Source organism: Isoalcanivorax pacificus W11-5, assembly GCF_000299335.2.
GTDB classification, from domain to species: domain Bacteria; phylum Pseudomonadota; class Gammaproteobacteria; order Pseudomonadales; family Alcanivoracaceae; genus Isoalcanivorax; species Isoalcanivorax pacificus.
The window spans coordinates 2,763,249-2,780,682 of the sequence record NZ_CP004387.1 but is presented as its reverse complement, the minus strand read 5'-3'; the positions used below and the strand labels follow the sequence as shown (position 1 = coordinate 2,780,682).

13 protein-coding genes and 1 riboswitch are annotated in these 17,434 nt (G+C 64.0%); of the genes, 8 read left to right on the top strand and 5 right to left on the bottom strand.

The window, feature by feature from the left end; genetic code table 11:
* Positions 1-3 precede the first annotated feature (3 nt).
* Together S7S_RS19330 and plsB are read right to left on the bottom strand one after the other, a co-directional pair.
* Positions 4-381, bottom strand: a complete 378-nt coding sequence (locus S7S_RS19330) for a DUF4351 domain-containing protein (RefSeq protein WP_238582969.1) — start codon at positions 379-381, stop codon at positions 4-6.
* Between the two features lie 190 nt (positions 382-571).
* On the bottom strand, positions 572-3,073 hold the full coding sequence (plsB, locus tag S7S_RS12305) for a glycerol-3-phosphate 1-O-acyltransferase PlsB (protein ID WP_008736701.1): 2,502 nt from the start codon (positions 3,071-3,073) through the stop codon (positions 572-574).
* 320 nt (positions 3,074-3,393) lie between these two features.
* On the opposite strand from plsB, the gene S7S_RS12300 reads away from it, so the two are divergent.
* On the top strand, positions 3,394-4,134 hold the full coding sequence (locus S7S_RS12300) for a TIGR04219 family outer membrane beta-barrel protein (RefSeq protein WP_008736703.1): 741 nt from the start codon (positions 3,394-3,396) through the stop codon (positions 4,132-4,134).
* On the opposite strand, the gene S7S_RS12295 is transcribed toward S7S_RS12300, so the two are convergent.
* From S7S_RS12295 to glnT, 3 genes are all read right to left on the bottom strand, one after another.
* Positions 4,091-4,747 (bottom strand): TetR family transcriptional regulator, encoded by a 657-nt coding sequence (locus S7S_RS12295; protein WP_008736705.1) that lies wholly within the window; start codon positions 4,745-4,747, stop codon positions 4,091-4,093. The two genes, S7S_RS12300 and S7S_RS12295, sit on opposite strands and share 44 nt — an antisense overlap.
* A 66-nt stretch (positions 4,748-4,813) precedes the next feature.
* On the bottom strand, positions 4,814-5,890 hold the full coding sequence (locus tag S7S_RS12290; protein ID WP_008736707.1) for a putative urea ABC transporter substrate-binding protein: 1,077 nt from the start codon (positions 5,888-5,890) through the stop codon (positions 4,814-4,816).
* A 93-nt stretch (positions 5,891-5,983) separates the two neighbouring features.
* The gene (gene glnT, locus S7S_RS12285; RefSeq protein ID WP_008736710.1) at positions 5,984-7,342 is read right to left on the bottom strand and encodes a type III glutamate--ammonia ligase; all 1,359 of its coding nucleotides are present in this window, start codon (positions 7,340-7,342) and stop codon (positions 5,984-5,986) included.
* Positions 7,343-7,485: 143 nt separating this feature from the next.
* On the opposite strand from glnT, the gene S7S_RS12280 reads away from it, so the two are divergent.
* The 7 genes from S7S_RS12280 to atzF all read left to right on the top strand — a co-directional run bounded on the left by S7S_RS12280 (position 7,486) and on the right by atzF (position 17,358).
* A complete protein-coding gene (locus S7S_RS12280) occupies positions 7,486-8,499 on the top strand; it encodes an alpha/beta fold hydrolase (protein ID WP_082027710.1) in 1,014 nt (337 codons plus the stop codon).
* A 159-nt stretch (positions 8,500-8,658) separates the two neighbouring features.
* A riboswitch (guanidine-I (ykkC/yxkD leader) is annotated at positions 8,659-8,761 on the top strand.
* Between the two features lie 142 nt (positions 8,762-8,903).
* Positions 8,904-9,728: an ABC transporter permease gene (locus tag S7S_RS12275; RefSeq protein WP_008736714.1), complete on the top strand. Its 825-nt coding sequence runs from the start codon at positions 8,904-8,906 to the stop codon at positions 9,726-9,728.
* Entirely contained in the window at positions 9,725-10,534 is an 810-nt protein-coding gene (locus S7S_RS12270; protein ID WP_008736716.1) for an ABC transporter ATP-binding protein, read from the top strand. The genes S7S_RS12275 and S7S_RS12270 overlap by 4 nt, the downstream gene beginning before the upstream one ends.
* The gene (locus tag S7S_RS12265) at positions 10,534-11,256 is read left to right on the top strand and encodes an urea amidolyase associated protein UAAP1 (RefSeq protein ID WP_008736718.1); all 723 of its coding nucleotides are present in this window, start codon (positions 10,534-10,536) and stop codon (positions 11,254-11,256) included. Before S7S_RS12270 ends, S7S_RS12265 begins: the two co-directional genes overlap by 1 nt.
* Complete coding sequence (locus tag S7S_RS12260; RefSeq protein ID WP_008736720.1) at positions 11,256-11,900, top strand: urea amidolyase associated protein UAAP2; 645 nt, start codon at positions 11,256-11,258, stop codon at positions 11,898-11,900. The genes S7S_RS12265 and S7S_RS12260 overlap by 1 nt, the downstream gene beginning before the upstream one ends.
* 80 nt (positions 11,901-11,980) lie before the next feature.
* Complete coding sequence (uca, locus tag S7S_RS12255; RefSeq protein WP_008736722.1) at positions 11,981-15,580, top strand: urea carboxylase; 3,600 nt, start codon at positions 11,981-11,983, stop codon at positions 15,578-15,580.
* Complete coding sequence (gene atzF / locus S7S_RS12250; RefSeq protein WP_008736724.1) at positions 15,580-17,358, top strand: allophanate hydrolase; 1,779 nt, start codon at positions 15,580-15,582, stop codon at positions 17,356-17,358. The genes uca and atzF overlap by 1 nt, the downstream gene beginning before the upstream one ends.
* Positions 17,359-17,434: the final 76 nt, after the last annotated feature.

The following is a 17,434-nucleotide window of genomic DNA, read 5'->3' as shown; positions in this document are numbered from 1 at the left end:
GGCTTACTGGAAGACATCTTCCAGCGATCCGGCATCGAATACCCGGTCGGCCCAGTGTTCGAGTTGCGTTGTGCTGGCGGTGGCCAGACGGGCCTGGACTTCTGTGGGCAATGGTCCGAAACGCCGCGTCAGCAATCGGCTCAGTAGGGCACTTTCACCCTCGATACGTGCCTTTTTGGCCGCCTCATCAATGGCATGTCGTTCAAACACACTGAGAAATTTCACGGTCGCTCCTCCTTGGTTGGCCACTTCCCTGCGCAGTTGCTGGTTCAGCAAGGGCGGCAGGGCCATCAGCCAGTCGATCACCCGGAATAGCTGGATAATACGTGGTCGCTCCCATTGTCGGGTAGGGTGGGTAGAGCCAAAGGCGAAACCCACCACGTCCAAGCCACGGTTCACTCCCGCAAGTTTGGCGAAACTACCCTCTGAAGACAGGCCGTTCCGCTGGTTTTGTGCGAGCAGTGTGCGGCATCCGTGCGGAGGGGCCGTCAGGAAAAATCGGCGGGTGCTGTCAGTGATCCCGCCGTTGTGCTGTAGGAAAATGCCCCACCGGCAGGTGGGGCGGGGCGATTCAGGCGTCCGGCGCGACCGTTGCGGTGTCCTGGCCTGTGGCCTGGCACAGTTGCGTCAGGCGCACGATGGCCTGGCGCAGGGTCGGGCTGAGCATACGGCGTGCCTCGCCATCCAGGGCGCGCAGGCGGTCGTCGAACGTCAGCAGGCCGGCGTCGTTGGTGCTGACCAGGCTGTACGCGCGCAGTTGCGAGATGAAGTTGCGCAGCACCACCCGGTCGAAAAATTCCGGCGAGTTGAATTCATACAGCAGCGACAGCCGCTGGGCGGTCTGCTGCGCCAGTTCTTCCAGCGCTTCGGGGGTCAGCCGGTCGCTGCCGTGCTGCACCAGGATGCGAATCGTCAGATAGAAGCGCTCCAGCGCCTGCGCCACCGTCTGCGCCAGATGATTGAGCAGTTCCGATTCCATGGAGTGCAGCGGCGCGCCGCGCAGCTGGTCGTCTTCCATCAGCACCAGCCCCTGGTCAGCCAGGACACGCAGGATGTCATCGACGGCATTGAACAGGTCTTCATCGTTGTCCCAGTGCAGGAAGTATTCGCCCTGGAAGAAGGGGTAAAGCAGATGCACGAGCTGTTTCAGCTGGTCACGACGGATGCTGCGCGCATCTTTCAGCAGCGAGCAGACCAGCCCCGGCAGCACGAACAGGTGCAGGCTGTTATTGCGCACATAGGCCATCTGCAATGCGGTGATGTTGTCGGTGCCGATCAGGTCACCCATGGCATGTTCGATACGATGGATAAAATCGTTCTTCATGCCGTATTCGATGATGTCTGCCGCATCGCTGTTGGCGATCTGGGCGCCGCTGCTGTAGGGCGCCTGTTGCAACAGGGTGATGTACAGCTCCAGCTGGCGCGTGAGCTGTACTTCGTCCATGGTGTGTTTCGGCGTTGCCAGCAGGGCCAGGCTCAGCAGGTTCACCGGGTTGGCGACGGCCACGGCATTGATGCGGGTCACCACCTCGTTGCCGAGTGCATTGATGGCCTGTTTCATCGGTGCCGGGAACGGCTGGTTCAGGTCGGTCTGCTGCCAGGCGGGGGCCTGTTCATCCAGGAAGGATTTCAGCAGCAGTGGCTCGCCGAAGTTCACGTGCACCTCGCCGAAGTGGCTGCGCAGCACCGAGAGTGACTTCAGGAAGCCGAAGATGCTCTCTTTCTGTTTCTTCTTGCCGTGCAGTTCACCGATATAGGTGCTGCCTTCAATCAGCTTCTCGTAGCCGATATACACCGGCACCAGCGCAATCGGTTTCTGGCTGTCGCGGATAAAACTCTCCACGGTCATCTTCAGCATGCCGGGGCGCGGGTTGAGCATGCGCCCGGAACGGCTGCGGCCACCCTCGACAAAATACTCGATGGAATAGCCGCGGCTGAGGGTGACGTGCATGTATTCGTTGAACACTGCCGCGTAGATCGGGTTGTCCTTGAAGCTGCGGCGCATGAAGAAGGCTCCGCCACGGCGCAGAATAGTCCCGATCACCGGCAGGTTCAGGTTGATGCCGGCGGCGATATGCGGCGGCACCAGGCCGTTCTTGTAGAGCAGGTAGGACAGCAGCAGGTAGTCGGCATGGCTGCGGTGGCAGGGGACGTAGATGATCTCGTGATCCTGCGCTACCGCTTGCAGCCGGTGCAGGTTGTAGGCGCGCAGGCCGCTGTAGAGGCGGTTCCAGACCCACTCCAGCACGATCTCCAGGAAGCGGATCACGGTGTGCGAGTAATCCGCCGCGATCTCCATTGCGTAGCTGCGGGCGCGGGCCTCGAGTTTCTCGTAGGCCTCGCCGCTTTCTGCGGCAGTCTGGCTGATCACTTCGCGCACCGGTGTGCTTTCCACCAGGCTGTTCACCAGCGTGCGCCGGTGCGACAGGTCGGGGCCGATGACGGCCTCGCGCTGGCGGCGGAAGTGCACGCGCACGATACGTTGGGCCTTGCGCACGGTGCGTTCCGGGCTGGCGCTTTCATCCACCAGCTGCCGCAGCGACATGGGCTGGCTGATGTTGATGAACAGCTGCCGGCCCTGGGTCAGGATGATGAAGAATTTCTTGATGAAGCCCGGTGGCGACCAGTTCTCCGCGAAGATGATCTTCCACAGCGAGTTTTCCTTTTCCGGGCGGCGGCCCCAGAACAGCGATACCGGCACCAGTTGCACATCCTGGTCCGGGTGGGCGCCCAGCGATTCCACCAGTTGTATCAGGCGGCGGTTGTTGCCGCCGACGCGCTCGCGGCCGACCAGCGCCTTGCGCTTGTACATATAGAAATAGCTGCGCCGCAGCGTGCGATCCGGCAGCGCCAGCGGTGACAGCGGGCTGGGCAGGCCGAGCCGCCGGGTTTCCCGGTCGAGCAATAGCAGATCCGCCAGGGACGCCTCGCGCAGCACGTAGAACACCGGCCGGTTCGGGTCCAGGCCCAGGTCGGCCGGCTCCCGATGCAGACTGGTGGTGCGGGTACACCAGTTGAGGAAGAGGCGGGCGAGGAAGAAGAACAGGCGATCTAGACCAAACCAGAAAGTCATAGTTTTTGTCGGGAACAGGCTCTGAAAGGTAGCGAAAGTGTAATCAAACGTCCGCACGGGGAACAGGCGGGGCATATTTCAGGATGTAACCTGCCGACAGCCGGGCAGGGCAGAGGTATTGTGACTGTCAGGTCATTTTTATCCGCCGCCGCCTCGTGACCGCAGCCGCCTGCAGCCGGCGGGTCGGCGCGCGCGTGGCGTGGTGCTGTGACAAACCATTTACATTCAAGGCTTTGTCAGTGCTGGCACAGGTGTAATACTGCCCGGGCAGGGGCCTGGCGCGCGGCCAGGCCATTATCCCCGTTGCAAGGAGCTGTTCGATGCGCAAGTCACTGGTTGCCGCTGCCCTGATGTCCGCCTCTCCCGTCGCCTTCAGCGCCCCGTTGATCGATATCTATGCCGGTGCCTACACCTGGAATGCCGAAATCAGTGGCGATATCGCCACCGGCAGCGACAAGGTGGACCTGGAAAGGGACCTGGATTTCGACAAGACCCGCGAAAACGTCTTCTATATTGGCCTGGAACACCCGGTGCCACTGGTGCCGAACGTGCGCCTGCGCCATATGGCGATCTCCGATGACCAGCGCAACACACTGACGCGCGGCTTCAGTTTTGGTGGTGGCACCTTCGTCGCCGGCAACACCGTGCGTTCCGACTTCGATCTCGACATGACCGACCTCACGCTCTATTACAGCCCGCTGGACAACTGGCTGAACCTGGACCTGGGCCTGAACGTGCGCCGCCTGGATGGCGAGTTCACCATTGCGTCCGGCGCCCAGCGAGGGCATGAAAAGGCCGAGAAAACCATTCCCATGCTGCATGTCGCCGCACAGGCGGACCTGCCGCTGACCGGCTTCTATGTCGGCGCGGAAGTGAACGCCATCAGCTATGACGGCAGCAAGCTGCAGGACAGCACCCTGCATGTCGGCTGGGCCTCGGATTTCCTGCTGGGGGTGGAGCTGGGCTACAGCCGCATGGACCTGGAGCTGGATGACGTCAGCGACCTGGACAGCGACATTACGATCGGTGGGCCTTATCTGGCGCTTGCGCTGCGGTTCTAGCGCCGGGTGTCACCCCCGCCAGCGCCAGTAACCTGCGCCGGAAGAACGGCGTCTGCTGTGCCAGCGAAAACAACCGTGGCGAAAACAGCCAGCTCTGCGTGATGCCCATCAGGGTACTGTAGAGCAGCAGGGCCACGTCCTCCGCCGTGTCGGTCAGCGTCAACTGGCCGGCGTCGGCGGCCTCTGCCAGCCGCCTTGAGAGCATCTCCACCATGCTGCGGGTCAGTTGCCGCTCGCGTCGAATGGTGGCGGCCATGCTGTCGGTCAGTTCGGTCTTGTTGAGCAGGATTTCGAACGACTGCCGGTACCAGCGATCCTCCACCAGCAACCGGAACCATTCATCGATAAACAGGGTAATGCCGGCCACCGGATCTGCGCTGGCCAGCGCCTGTTCGACCAGCTGTTGCAGCGGCTCCTGCGAATACTGCAGCACTGCTTCAAACAGTTCGTCCTTGTTGCGGAAGTGCCAGTAGATCGGCCCGCGGCTGAAGCCGGCTTCGGTGGCGATCATGTTCAGTGTGGTACGTGAATAGCCGTTGCTGCTGAACAGTTTCAGTGCGGCGGCGATGACGCCGAGCCGGGTCTTTTCCGTGTCTTCGCGGGTCTTGCGCATGCCGCAGGGATTCCGGTGCTGGGAGGGGGGAAGCGCGTACCGGCCGGTGCCGGTACGCGCGCCGGATCAGAGCTTGCCGTCGGCGGCCATCTGCGTATAGGTGGTGTCGAAGCGCAGCTTGATGTTGCCACTGTCGCCCAGCACCTTGCCACCCGGGAAGCTGATGCCGACAAAGTCCGCATCGCTGGCGCCTTCGCCCAGCAGGCCATGGTCAAAGGAGAAGTGGCGTACGCTGTCCATTGCCTCGAACGCCTGTTCGCTGCTGTAGAACGTGAGGGCATCGGCCGGTTTCCAGAACATGTACATGCCGGCCAGCTGTGCTTCGTAGCCAGCCCGGTCGGTGCCGGAGACGGTGCCCAGGAACTCGCGCATTTCGATACCGGTGTCGGTGTCGGCCCCGAGGTCCGCCATCATCTCATACCAGGCGCCCGCCAGTGCCTTGCCCAGGGCCGGGTTGTCGCGCAGCGTGTCGGTGTTGACCACGGTCAGGTCCTTGATGTGGCCCGGGATGCTGCGGGAGTCCACCAGCCGATGCGAGCCGGGCATGGACGCGACTTCGTCCAGCAGCGGGTTCCAGGTCACCACGGTGGTGACGTCGCGGGTCTGGAAGGCGGAGACGATGTCAGCGTCGGAGGTGTTGACGAGAGTGACGTCGCGCTCGCGCAGGCCGGCGTCGTCCAGTGCACGGGCCAGCAGGTAATGCGACACGGACAGTTCCACCAGGTGAATGCTGGTGCCTTTGAGTGCCTCAATCGAGGTGGCGGTTTTTGATACGATGCCGTCGTTGCCGTTGGAATAGTCACCGATCAGCAGGGCAGTAGTGTCGACGCCGCTGGCAGCGGGTATCGACAGCGCATCCATGCTGGTCAGCGTCACACCATCGAATTCACCGGCCGTGTACTGGTTGATGGATTCGATATAGTCATTGATCTGTACGATCTCGACCTCGATGCCGTACTTGTCGGCCCATTTCTTCATCAGGCCGGATTCCTTGATGTACTGCCAGGGGACCCAGCCGGCGTAAATGCTCCAGGCAATGCGGAAGCTTTTTTTCTCGGCGGCCACGGCTGCCGGTGACAGGGCCACCAGCATGGTGGCCAGCAGGCCGCAGAGCAGGGCACGGGTGCGGGAAGGGTGTCGCATGGTGAACCTCCAGGGTGTCAGTGCTGCGCAAGTCATGGATCAACAGATCGCTCGCCCGGTGAACTGCAATTTCTGCGCCACCGGGCCGGCGGCTCAGAACATCTTCAGGTAGCGCTTGATTTCCCAGTCCGACACAGCGCTGTGGTAGCTCTCCCATTCGGCCTGCTTGAAGTCCACGAACGCCTTGAACATGGCGTCGCCGAACACCTCGCGTGCCAGCGGATCGGCCTCGAAGGCCTCCACCGCCTCGCCCAGCGTGCGCGGCAGGAACTGCACGCCCATCTCCGCGATCTGCTCGTCGCTGTAGCGGTACATGTTCTCCCTGCGCGGCGCGCCTGGGTCGAGCTGTTCGCGTACGCCTTCCAGGCCGGCGGCAAGGATCAGCGCGGCGCCCAGGTAGGGGTTGCAACTGATGTCCGCCGCGCGGCATTCAATGCGGCTGCCGGCCCCGGGGACACGGATCATGTTGGTGCGATTGTTGTTGCCGTAGCAGACAAACACCGGCGCCCAGGTGGAGCCGGACATGGAACCCTGGCGCACCAGCCGCTTGTAGCTGTTCACGGTGGGCGCGATCACGGCGCTGATGGCGCGCGCATGGCGCAGCACGCCGGCGGTGAAGTGATAGGCGAGCTTCGAGATGCCGCAGTCGTGCAGGTCATCGCCGTCCGGGGCGAACAGATTGCGGCCGGTGTCGATATCCGCCAGTGACATATTGTAGTGGGCACCACTGCCGGTGCGGTTGGCGAACGGCTTCGGCATAAAGCTGGCGAACGCGCCGTGCTTGCGCGCGATTTCCACCGCCATCAGCCGGAAGAACGTCAGCCGGTCGGCCATGGTCAGTGCATCGGCATAGGTGAAATCGGTTTCGAACTGGCCGTTGGCGTCTTCGTGATCGAACGAATACACGTCCCAGCCGAGTGTGTTCATGGCGCTGACCAGTTCGTCCATGATCGGCAGGTTGTCGATCAGGGTGCGTGGGTCGTAGCAGGGTTTTTCGCCGGCATCGCGGTCGCTGATCGGGCCGAAGGTGCCGTCGCCGTTATCCCTGAACAGGAAGAATTCCGTCTCGATGCCGAGGTTGAAGGTGTAGCCCATCTTCGCGGCGTTATCGAGCTGCCGGCGCAGGATGTTGCGTGAGCAGGCTTCGAACGGCGCGCCGTCGAGATGCAGATTGCTGGCGAACCAGGCCAGCTCCGGTTGCCAGGGGCACTGCATCACCGAGGCCGGATCGGGCACCGCCGACACTTCATTGTCACTGATGTCCTGCGGCACGCCATCCAGTGCCGCACCGGTGTACAGCTCAGAGCCGCCAAGCATGTTGCCCAGATGTTTCAGCGGAACGAATTTGCCTTTGATACAGCCGTGAATATCCACATAGCCGGCCATGGCGTATTTCACTCCGTCGGCTTCCAGGGTTTGCCGAAGGGAATCTGAAACGGGGCTGCTGCTCATCGGACTGCTCTCCTCAAGATGGATGTGCGGCGGTGGTTCGGGGTTGGCACGGTTCTTCCATCCGCCTTGTCCGGATGCATTCAATATACATGCCAGCATGCATATATAACGGCTGGCCTGATGCGAAGAGGCAGCAGAAAATAATGAGCACTCAATGGGTTACGAGGGACTTCCTGCTCGGTGATTTGTCGTTGCAGAACGGCAACGTGCTGCGCGATGCACGCATTCGCTACCAGCAGCGGGGCGACATCGGGGCAGCGGGCACCGAACTGGTGCTCTTGCCCACCTATTACGGCGGCCGTTGTGCGGGCAACCGTCCGCTGACGGAAAAAGGCCCGCTGTCGAACCCGCGTTACACCATCCTCATCCCGGCGCTGTTCGGCAATGGAGAATCCACCTCGCCGTCAAACGCGCCGCCGTCGCAACGCGGTGACCAGTGGCCGGGCGTCAGCCTGTATGACGCGGTGCGCGCGCAGCACCTGATGCTCAGTGAACTGGCGGGTGACTACCGGCTCGCGCTGGTGGCGGGCTGGTCGATGGGCGGCATGCAGAGCCTGCAGTGGGGATGCCTGTATCCGGAGCGTGTGCAGCGGGTGGCGGCCTGGTGCGCGAGCGCGCGCTGCCATCCGCTGAACCAGCAGTTTCTTGCCGGCGTGTCCTCGGCACTGAAAGCAGATCCGCGTTATCGACGCGGCGATGTGCCGCGCGCCGGGTTGCGCGCGTTTGCGCGTGTCTATGCAAGCTGGGCGTATGCTGCACCGTTCTGGCGCCGGCAACTCTGGCGCGAACTCGGTTTTGGTTCCCGCGAGGCGTTGCTGAGCTGGTGGGAACAGGATCACCTGCAACAGGATGCCCACGATCTGCTGGCGGTGATGGACACCTGGTACAGCGGCGACATCAGCGACAACCCGGTGTTTGCCGGCAACTATGCGGCCGCACTGCGTGCCATCCGTGCGCCGACGCTGATCATGCCGGCCAGCACGGACATGTATTTTGTCCCCGATGACATTGCCCTGGACGCTGCGCTGATGCCCGACGCCCGGTATCAGCTGCTGGAAACGGACTGGGGCCACTGCGGGGGCGGCCCCGGCCGCTCCGCTGACGCCATGCAACAGATCCTGGGCGCGCTGGAGGTGTTGCTGCATGACGCTGCCTGATTGCGGTGCAGAAATATCCGCCCTGCACCCGAACAGTGCGCCGCACGTTACAGCAGCGCGACCTGTACCGTGTGATACCGCCCTGTCCGGCTGGCATGGAACCTGCAATATCCTGCCTGAATGCGGCGCACCGGGTTTGTTCCGGTACGCCTCGTACAGCATCAGGGTGACTAGGGTTCCGGCTGCCGACGCAGTGACTGGTCCGAGAGTCACCGGCCTCTCCTCCAGAGGGGTTACACGGCGGGATAAAAGCCCGGGAGACCAGGGAAGATCGCAGAACGATTTTCCACGCTGTACCTGCATTCCGGTCGCCGTGTAAAACCGAGGAGGAGAGGCATGTCCACACACTTCCCGTGCAGCAGTTTTCCCGACACAGGTGCGTCATTGCACCGGGGGGCGCGCCCATGCGCCTGATGAACCTGCGCCCTGAACGCCCGCTGGCCGTGTTGCTGGCCCTGCTGCCCTTCATTGTGCTGCTGCTGTTGTACATGACGGCCTCAGACGCGCGGCTGGCAGAAAACCCGAACGATAAACTGCTGCCGACCCTGCAGAGCATGGTCGATGCCATGCAGCGCCTGGCGTTTGTGGAGGACCGCCGCTCCGGGGAATACATCTTCTGGGGCGATACCGCCGCGAGCCTGAAACGGTTGCTGATCGGCATCGGCATTTCGGCCTCCATGGCGTTGCTGGCCGGCGTACTGCTCGGCACCTTGCCCTTGGCGCGCGCTTTCGCCGGGCCGGTGGTCGCGGTGGTGTCGATGGTGCCGCCGCTGGCGATCCTGCCGATCCTGTTCATTGTGTTTGGCCTGGGCGAGCTGTCGAAAGTGGTGCTGATCGTGATCGGCACGGCGCCGGTGATGATCCGCGACATGACACAGCGCGTGCTGGATCTGCCCTCGGAGCAGGCGATCAAGTTGCAGACACTCGGCGGCAGCAGCTGGCACCTGATGTTGCGTGTGGTGCTGCCGCAGGTGTTGCCGCGCCTGCTGGCGGTGGTCCGCCTGTGCCTGGGGTCGGCCTGGCTGTTTCTGATTGCCGCCGAAGCCATCGCGGCCACCGACGGGCTGGGCTATCGCATCTTCCTGGTGCGCCGCTATCTGTCGATGGATGTGATCCTGCCGTACGTGCTCTGGATCACGCTGCTGGCCTGGGTGATGGACCTGGGCCTGCGCAGGGCCTCGCAGCTGATGTTCCCCTGGTTCCACGCCGGACAGGAGCGCAACGCATGAGCCTGATCGAAGTACGCCAACTCTGGAAACGCTACGGCGACACCGTGGTGCTGGAAAAACTCAACCTGAACGTGGAAGAGGGCGAATTCTGCACACTGGTCGGCACCTCCGGCTGCGGCAAGACCACCTTCCTGCGCATGCTGCTCGGTGACGAACAGCCGAGCAGTGGCGAACTGCTGATGGATGGCAGGCCGATGCCGCGCGAGCCAGGGCAGGAGCGGGGCATCGTCTTCCAGCGCTACTCGGTGTTTCCGCACTTGTCTGTGCTGCACAACGTGATGCTCGGCCCGGAACTGCAGCAGAGCCGTTTCCTGGGACGCACCTGGGGCGCGCGGCGCAAGGCGATCCGTACGGCAGCCGAGGACATGCTCACGCAGGTCGGCCTGCAAGACGCGCTGGACAAGTACCCCAGCGCCTTGTCGGGCGGCATGCAGCAACGGCTGGCCATTGCCCAGGCGCTGATCATGAAACCGCGCGTGCTGTTGCTGGATGAACCCTTTGGAGCGCTTGACCCCGGCATTCGTGCCGACATGCACGAACTGGTGCTGCGCTTGTGGAAAGAAAACCGCCTCACCGTGTTCATGGTGACGCACGACCTGAAAGAAGGTTTTTCCCTCGGCACGCGCCTGCTGGTGTTCGACAAGGTGCGCCTGGACCCGCAGGTGCCCGGCGCCTACGGCGCCACCATCACCTTTGATCTGCCGATCGGCCGGCGCGATGCCGGGACGCTGTCAGACGTCACCCGCTCGGTGCACGCCACCGGCCAGTTCCTGTCTGAAAATGCCACCGCCAGGGGAGCTGTGTGATGAGCGAGACAATACTGGATCAGGATACCCTCGGCGCCGGGTGCCACTGGTCCCTGCAAGTGGGGCGTGGCCATACACTGCGCCTGACGGATGTCCACGGCGGCGCGAATGTGGGCATGCTGCTGTTCAACCCCTACAACCTGCTGGAGCGTCTGAACATTCCCGACACGCTCAAATGCCAGCACACCTTCCTGCTGAGCAAAGGGCATGCGCTGTATTCCGACATGGGGCGGATCTTTTGCACCATCGTCGAGGACAGTCTCGGCTGGCACGACAGCGTCTGCGGGACCTGCGACAGGCAGACCGTGGCCGAACGCTGGGGCGCACTGGATTACCAGACGGCCCGCAACGGCATGCACCGCAACGGCCGCGACGGTTTTCTGATCGAACTGGCCAAATACGGGCTGGACCGGCGCGACATCGTGGCCAACCTGAACCTGTTCAGCAAGGTGGTGCCGGACGTGGACGGACACCTGACGCACATCGCCGGCGCTTCGAAAGCCGGCGAGACGATCTCGCTGCGCTTTGACATGGACACCCTGGTGATCCTGCACACCTGCCCGCACCCCCTGGACCTGTCACCGGCCTATCCGGCCAGCCCGGTGCGTTTCGAATTACTGCAGGGCGTACCGCCGCTGGCGGAACCCGGCAGTGACGAAAACCGCCGTGGCCTGATCAACACGGCCCTGTACGCGGGCCAATGCTGCGGAGGACACCACTGATGCTGCGTGAAAGTCATCGCGACCCGGCACAGGCCCGTTACCGTGAAGTGGTGGGTGCCGGCGATTACTGGCTGTATGAAGTGAAAAGCGGCGAAGTGCTGCGCATTCATGACCTGGAAGGCAATCAGGCGGCGGACACGCTGTTCTTCAATGCCCGGGACCCGGCCGAGCACTACAGCGCCATGAACACCCTCCAGGCCCAAAAGAGCCTCTACCTGAGCGCCGGCACACGCCTGATGTCGTCCCAGGCCAACCCGATGCTGGAGATCATCGCCGACACCTGCGGCCGCCACGACACGCTCGGCGGCGCCTGCGCCACCGAGAGCAACACGGTGCGCTACGCGCGGGAAAAGAAAGGCATGCACGCCTGCCGCGACAGCTACCTGCTGGCCGTGAGCGAGCATCCGCAATACGGCCTGGGCAAGCGCGACATCACCCACAACATCAACTTCTTCATGAACGTGCCGGTGACGCCGGACGGCGGCCTGACCTTTGCCGATGGCATCAGTGGCGCCGGCAAATACGTCGAGTTGCGCGCGCTGATGGATGTGCTGGTGCTGGTGTCCAACTGCCCGCAACTGAACAACCCCTGCAACGCCTACAACCCGACGCCGATTGAAATGCTGGTCTGGGCGGCGGAGTAACACACCATCAACGCCGCCGGGACGGCCCGGCGTGCCGGAACCACCGCAGGACGACCTGCGCCCGTCACGGAACAGTGACCATGTTCAGTAAAGTGCTGATTGCCAACCGCGGCGCCATTGCCTGCCGCATCATCCGCACCCTGAAGGAATTGGGGATCCAGTCGGTGGCCCTGTACTCCCGCGCCGATGCCGGTTCGTTGCATGTGCAGCAGGCCGACCAGGCGATCTGCCTGGGCGAAGGCGGTGCCGGCGACACCTACCTGAATATCGACAAGGTCATCGCCGCCGCCCGCGACAGTGGCGCCCAGGCGATTCATCCCGGCTACGGATTCCTCAGCGAAAACCTGACCTTCGCTGCGGCCTGCGAAGCGGCCGGTATCGTGTTTATCGGCCCGGCGCCGGAACAGATCGAAGCCTTCGGCCTGAAGCATACGGCGCGCGCCCTGGCGGAAAGCAGCGACGTGCCGTTGCTGCCGGGCTCCGGTCTGCTCGACGATGTGCAGGCTGCCCTGCGCGAGGCCGAACGTATCGGTTACCCGGTGATGCTCAAGAGCACGGCGGGTGGGGGCGGCATCGGCATGCAGCGCTGTTTCGATGCGGCGCAACTGCAGGATGCGTTTGCGTCGGTGCAGCGTCTGAGCCGCAACAATTTCAGCAACGACGGCCTGTTCCTGGAAAAATTCGTGCAGCGCGCCCGGCATATCGAAGTGCAGATCTTCGGTGACGGTGACGGGCACGTCGTGGCGCTGGGGGAGCGCGACTGCTCGTTGCAGCGCCGCAACCAGAAAGTGGTGGAGGAAGCGCCGGCACCGAACCTGCCCGTGCGGGTACGCGACGCCATGATGACCACTGCGGTGCGGCTGGGTGAGCGCATGCGCTACCGTTCCGCCGGCACGGTGGAATTTATCTATGACGATCAACAGCAGGCGTTTTATTTCCTCGAAGTAAATACCCGCCTGCAGGTGGAGCACGGCGTCACCGAAGAGATCACCGGTGTCGATCTGGTCGGCTGGATGATCCGGCTGGCGGCCGGCGAGCGGGATTTCGTGCGGCAGTATGTGCATCGGCCGGCGGGCCACGCAATCCAGGTGCGTGTCTACGCGGAAGACCCCGCGCGCGGATTCCAGCCCAGCGCTGGCCGGCTGACGGCCGTGCAGTGGCCGGCGGGCGTGCGGTGCGATACCTGGGTCGAAGCGGGCACCGAGGTGCCGGCACTGTACGACCCGATGCTGGCGAAAGTGATCGTGCATCGTGCGGACCGCGACAGCGCCCGCCGCGCCCTGCTGGCGGCACTGAACGACACGGCGCTGGCCGGCCTGGAAACCAACCTTGCCTATTTGCGCGCGATACTGGACGACGCGGTCTTTTCCGAAGGCCGGCAAAGTACCGCCTGCCTGAACGATTTCCGCTTCGCTGCGCGTGGCATCGAAGTGCTGGAGGCCGGCACCCAGAGCACCGTGCAGGACTGGCCGGGCCGCGTCGGTTACTGGCATATCGGCGTGCCGCCGTCGGGTCCGTTTGACGACATGGCGCTGCGCCTGGGTAACGCGTTGCTGGGCAACGCACCGGGCGCGCCGGGGCTGGAAATGACCATGACCGGCGCGACGCTGAAATTCCGGCAGGCGGCCAGCATCGTCCTGGCCGGCGCCGACATGCAGGCCATGCTGGACGGTGCGCCGCTGCCCTGCTGGCAAGTGGTGCCGGTCCCGGCAGGCGGCGTGCTGGCGCTCGGTGCGGTGCAGGGTGCCGGCAGCCGCACGTATGTGTGTGTGGCCGGGGGCCTGGCCGTGCCGGATTATCTGGGCAGTGCCAGCACCTTCACGCTGGGCGGTTTTGGTGGCCACGGCGGCCGTGCGTTGCGCCCCGGTGATGTCCTGCATTGCCAGCAGGACAGCCCGGCCGTGGTGCGCGCCAGCCTGCCCGATGCACTGCGTCCGGCGCTGACGCACCACTGGACCCTGCGCGTCATCTACGGCCCGCATGGCGCACCGGATTTCTTTACGCCGGACGATATCGACATGCTGCTCGGGACGGACTGGCAGGTGCATTACAACTCCAGCCGCACCGGCGTGCGCCTGATCGGTCCGACACCGCAATGGGCGCGTGCCGACGGCGGCGAAGCCGGCCTGCACCCGTCGAATATTCACGATAACGCCTACGCCATCGGTGCGGTGGATTTCACCGGCGACATGCCGGTGATTCTCGGACCGGACGGCCCCAGCCTGGGCGGTTTTGTCTGCCCGGTGACGATCATCCGCGCCGATCTGTGGCAAATGGGCCAGTTGCGGCCGGGTGACACCGTGCGCTTTGTACCGGTCTCGCAGGAAGACGCCGAGCAACTGGAACGCCTGCAACGTCAGCAGGTGGAGACCTTGTCGCCAGTGACACCGCCGAGGATCCAGGCCGCCAGGCCGGTCACGCCGGTACTGCGCCAGCTCGGCCCGGACGTGCACCCGGTGGGTGTGGTCTACCGTGTCTCCGGTGATGACAACATTCTGGTGGAATACGGGGAGCAGGTGCTCGACCTGAACCTGCGTTTTCGTGTCCACGCACTGATGCAGTGGCTGCAGCAGGCGCAGCTGCCGGGCGTGCTGCAACTGACACCGGGCATTCGCTCGCTGCAGGTGAATTACGACAACCTGCACCTGCCGCGCGAAAAGCTGCTGGATGCCCTGTGCGAGGCAGAGCGCGCCCTGGACTGCATCGACGACATGACGGTGCCGACGCGCATCGTGCACCTGCCATTGTCGTGGGATGACGAACAGTGCCGGCTGGCCATCGAGAAGTACATGCAGTCCGTGCGCAAGGATGCCCCCTGGTGCCCGAGCAATCTGGAATTCATTCGTCGCATCAACGGGCTGGCGGATATCGAGGCGGTAAAGCGCATCGTGTTTGATGCCAGCTACCTGGTCATGGGCCTGGGCGATGTGTACCTGGGCGCGCCGGTGGCCACGCCGCTGGACCCGCGTCATCGCCTGGTGACCACCAAATACAATCCGGCCCGCACCTGGACTCCGGAAAATGCGGTCGGCATTGGTGGTGCCTACCTGTGCGTGTACGGCATGGAAGGGCCGGGGGGCTACCAGTTTGTGGGCCGCACCGTGCAGATGTGGAACACCTGGAAGCAGACCGCCGAATTCCGGCAAGGCCAGCCATGGCTGCTGCGTTTCTTCGACCAGTTGCGCTTCTACGAAGTCAGCCACGATGAACTGATGCAATGGCGTGAGGATTTTCCGCGCGGCCGCGCCGGGCTGAAGATCGAGGAAGAGACCTTCAGCCTGCGTGACTACAACCGCTTCCTGTCCAGGAACGCGGCAGAGATTGACACCTTCCGCACACATCAGCGCCAGGCCTTCGCGGAAGAACGCCAGCGCTGGGCCGAGGCCGGACAGGATGTGGTCAGTCTCACCGAGCCGGAGGCCGCGCCGGTGGATGCGCTGGTGCTGGCTGATGGAGAGCGCGCCATCAACAGTCATGTGCCCGGCAGCATCTGGCAGGTGACTGTCGAAGAAGGGGCAGCAGTGAGCGCCGGCGAGACGGTGGCGGTGATTGAATCCATGAAGATGGAAATTCCGGTCACAGCGCCGGTGGCGGGTCGCATCAGCCGGGTGCTGGTATCGCCGGGGGCGTCGGTGACGCCAGGACAGGCGATGCTGGTGCTGGCCGGGGAGGTGCAGTGATGGATCTGTCGATTGCGGCACTGCATGCCGCCTACCGCGACGGAGTGCTGACCCCGGCGGATCTGGTGACGCAACTGCGGGCGCGTATCCAGGCGCACGCGGCGCACAACGCCTGGGTCACGGTACTCGATGATGAAGCACTGGCACCGTTGCTGGCGCGCCTGGCCGGCCACTCGCCGGACACGCTGCCGCTGTACGGCGTGCCGTTTGCGATCAAGGACAATATCGATCTGGCCGGTGTGCCGACCACCGCCGGTTGCGAGGCGTTTGCCTCCACACCCGGCACCAGTGCCACGGTGGTGGCGCGGCTGATCCAGGCCGGCGCCGTGCCGCTCGGCAAGACCACGCTGGATCAGTTCGCCACCGGACTGGTGGGCACCCGCTCGCCCTGGGGCGCCTGCCGCAATGCGTTTGACCCCGCGTATATCAGCGGTGGTTCCAGCGCCGGTTCCGCCGTGGCCGTGGCCCTGGGCGAGGTGACTTTTTCGCTCGGCACCGACACTGCCGGTTCCGGTCGTGTGCCCGCCGCGTTCAACAACCTCATCGGAGTCAAACCCACGCGCGGACGCTGGTCCACACACGGTATCGTGCCCGCCTGCCGGTCGCTGGACTGTCCGTCGTTGTTTGCACTCAACCCGGATGACGCACGGTGCATCATGGCGGTGCTGGACGGTGTCGACTGCAAGGACCCGTTCAGCCGTGCCGGCCCGCCCGTGTCCGGTCCGCTGACCGGCTATCGCCTCGGCGTGCCCTTGCCCGCACAACGTCGTTTCTTTGGTGATGCGCCGCAGCATTATGCGCGGCTGTTTGACGACACCGTGGCGCGCTTTGCAGCGCTCGGGGCCGAGCTGGTAGAGATCGATTTCGCGCCGTTTGCGGAAACGGCCAGCCTGCTGTACGACGGCCCCTGGCTGGCCGAGCGCTACCACGCCATCCGTACCTTGATGACCCGACAGCCGGATGCCCTGTTGCCGGTCACGCGGGAGATCATCGAGCGCGGCGCGCTGCCGTCTGCGGTGGACACCTTTGATGCCATGTACCGCCTGCAAAGCCTGCGTGCGCAGGCGCAGCGCGTCATGCGCGATGTCGACGTCATGCTGGTGCCGTCTGCGGGCGCGCACTTTCGCATTGATGCCGTGCAGGCGGCGCCGGTGCAACGCAATACCGAACTGGGGTATTACACCAATTTCGTCAACCTGCTCGACATGGCCGCCATGGCGGTGCCCGCCGCGTTCACGGACGACGGCCTGCCCTTTGGTGTCACGCTGATCGGCCCGGCCTTCAGTGATGAGTATCTGCTGGCGCTGGCGCACCAGTGGCTGGCACAGGCTGACCTGCCCTGTGGTGCCACGGGCCGCCATTGGCAGGCTGGCCCGGTGCCCTCACCGCCGGGCCGGATTCCGCTGCTGGTCTGTGGTGCGCATCTGTCCGGGCTGCCGCTCAATACGCAATTGACCGAGCGCGGTGCCTTCCTGCTGGAAAGCACGCACACAGCGCCATGCTATCGATTGTACGCGCTGGCCGGCGGCCCGCCGTTGCGGCCGGGCATGGCGCGCGTCAGTGACGGTGGTGCAGCCATCGAGGTGGAAATCTGGTCGGTGCCGGAGGCCGCGCTGGGCAGTTTTGTGGCGGGTATTCCGGCGCCGCTCGGCATCGGCAAGGTAGCGCTGGCGGACGGGCGCCGGGTCAGTGGTTTTATCTGCGAACCGCAGGGGCTGGAAACGGCCACCGACATCACCGCTTTCGGCGGCTGGCGCAGTTACCTGGCATCGTTGTGAGGGCGTGCTCCCGTGAGGCTGGCGATGCCTGCCCGCCGTTGTTATTGTTGTCGCCGTCCAGATCAGGGGAGCACAA

Bases quoted from the DNA above. Each gene is read 5' to 3' on its own strand.
- plsB (WP_008736701.1), bottom strand. From the start codon at position 3,073: ATGACTTTCTGGTTTGGTCTAGATCGCCTGTTCTTCTTCCTCGCCCGC.
- S7S_RS12300 (WP_008736703.1), top strand. From the start codon at position 3,394: ATGCGCAAGTCACTGGTTGCCGCTGCCCTGATGTCCGCCTCTCCCGTC.
- S7S_RS12295 (WP_008736705.1), bottom strand. From the start codon at position 4,747: ATGCGCAAGACCCGCGAAGACACGGAAAAGACCCGGCTCGGCGTCATC.
- S7S_RS12290 (WP_008736707.1), bottom strand. From the start codon at position 5,890: ATGCGACACCCTTCCCGCACCCGTGCCCTGCTCTGCGGCCTGCTGGCC.
- glnT (WP_008736710.1), bottom strand. From the start codon at position 7,342: ATGAGCAGCAGCCCCGTTTCAGATTCCCTTCGGCAAACCCTGGAAGCC.
- S7S_RS12280 (WP_082027710.1), top strand. From the start codon at position 7,486: ATGAGCACTCAATGGGTTACGAGGGACTTCCTGCTCGGTGATTTGTCG.
- S7S_RS12275 (WP_008736714.1), top strand. From the start codon at position 8,904: ATGCGCCTGATGAACCTGCGCCCTGAACGCCCGCTGGCCGTGTTGCTG.
- S7S_RS12270 (WP_008736716.1), top strand. From the start codon at position 9,725: ATGAGCCTGATCGAAGTACGCCAACTCTGGAAACGCTACGGCGACACC.
- S7S_RS12265 (WP_008736718.1), top strand. From the start codon at position 10,534: ATGAGCGAGACAATACTGGATCAGGATACCCTCGGCGCCGGGTGCCAC.
- S7S_RS12260 (WP_008736720.1), top strand. From the start codon at position 11,256: ATGCTGCGTGAAAGTCATCGCGACCCGGCACAGGCCCGTTACCGTGAA.
- uca (WP_008736722.1), top strand. From the start codon at position 11,981: ATGTTCAGTAAAGTGCTGATTGCCAACCGCGGCGCCATTGCCTGCCGC.
- atzF (WP_008736724.1), top strand. From the start codon at position 15,580: ATGGATCTGTCGATTGCGGCACTGCATGCCGCCTACCGCGACGGAGTG.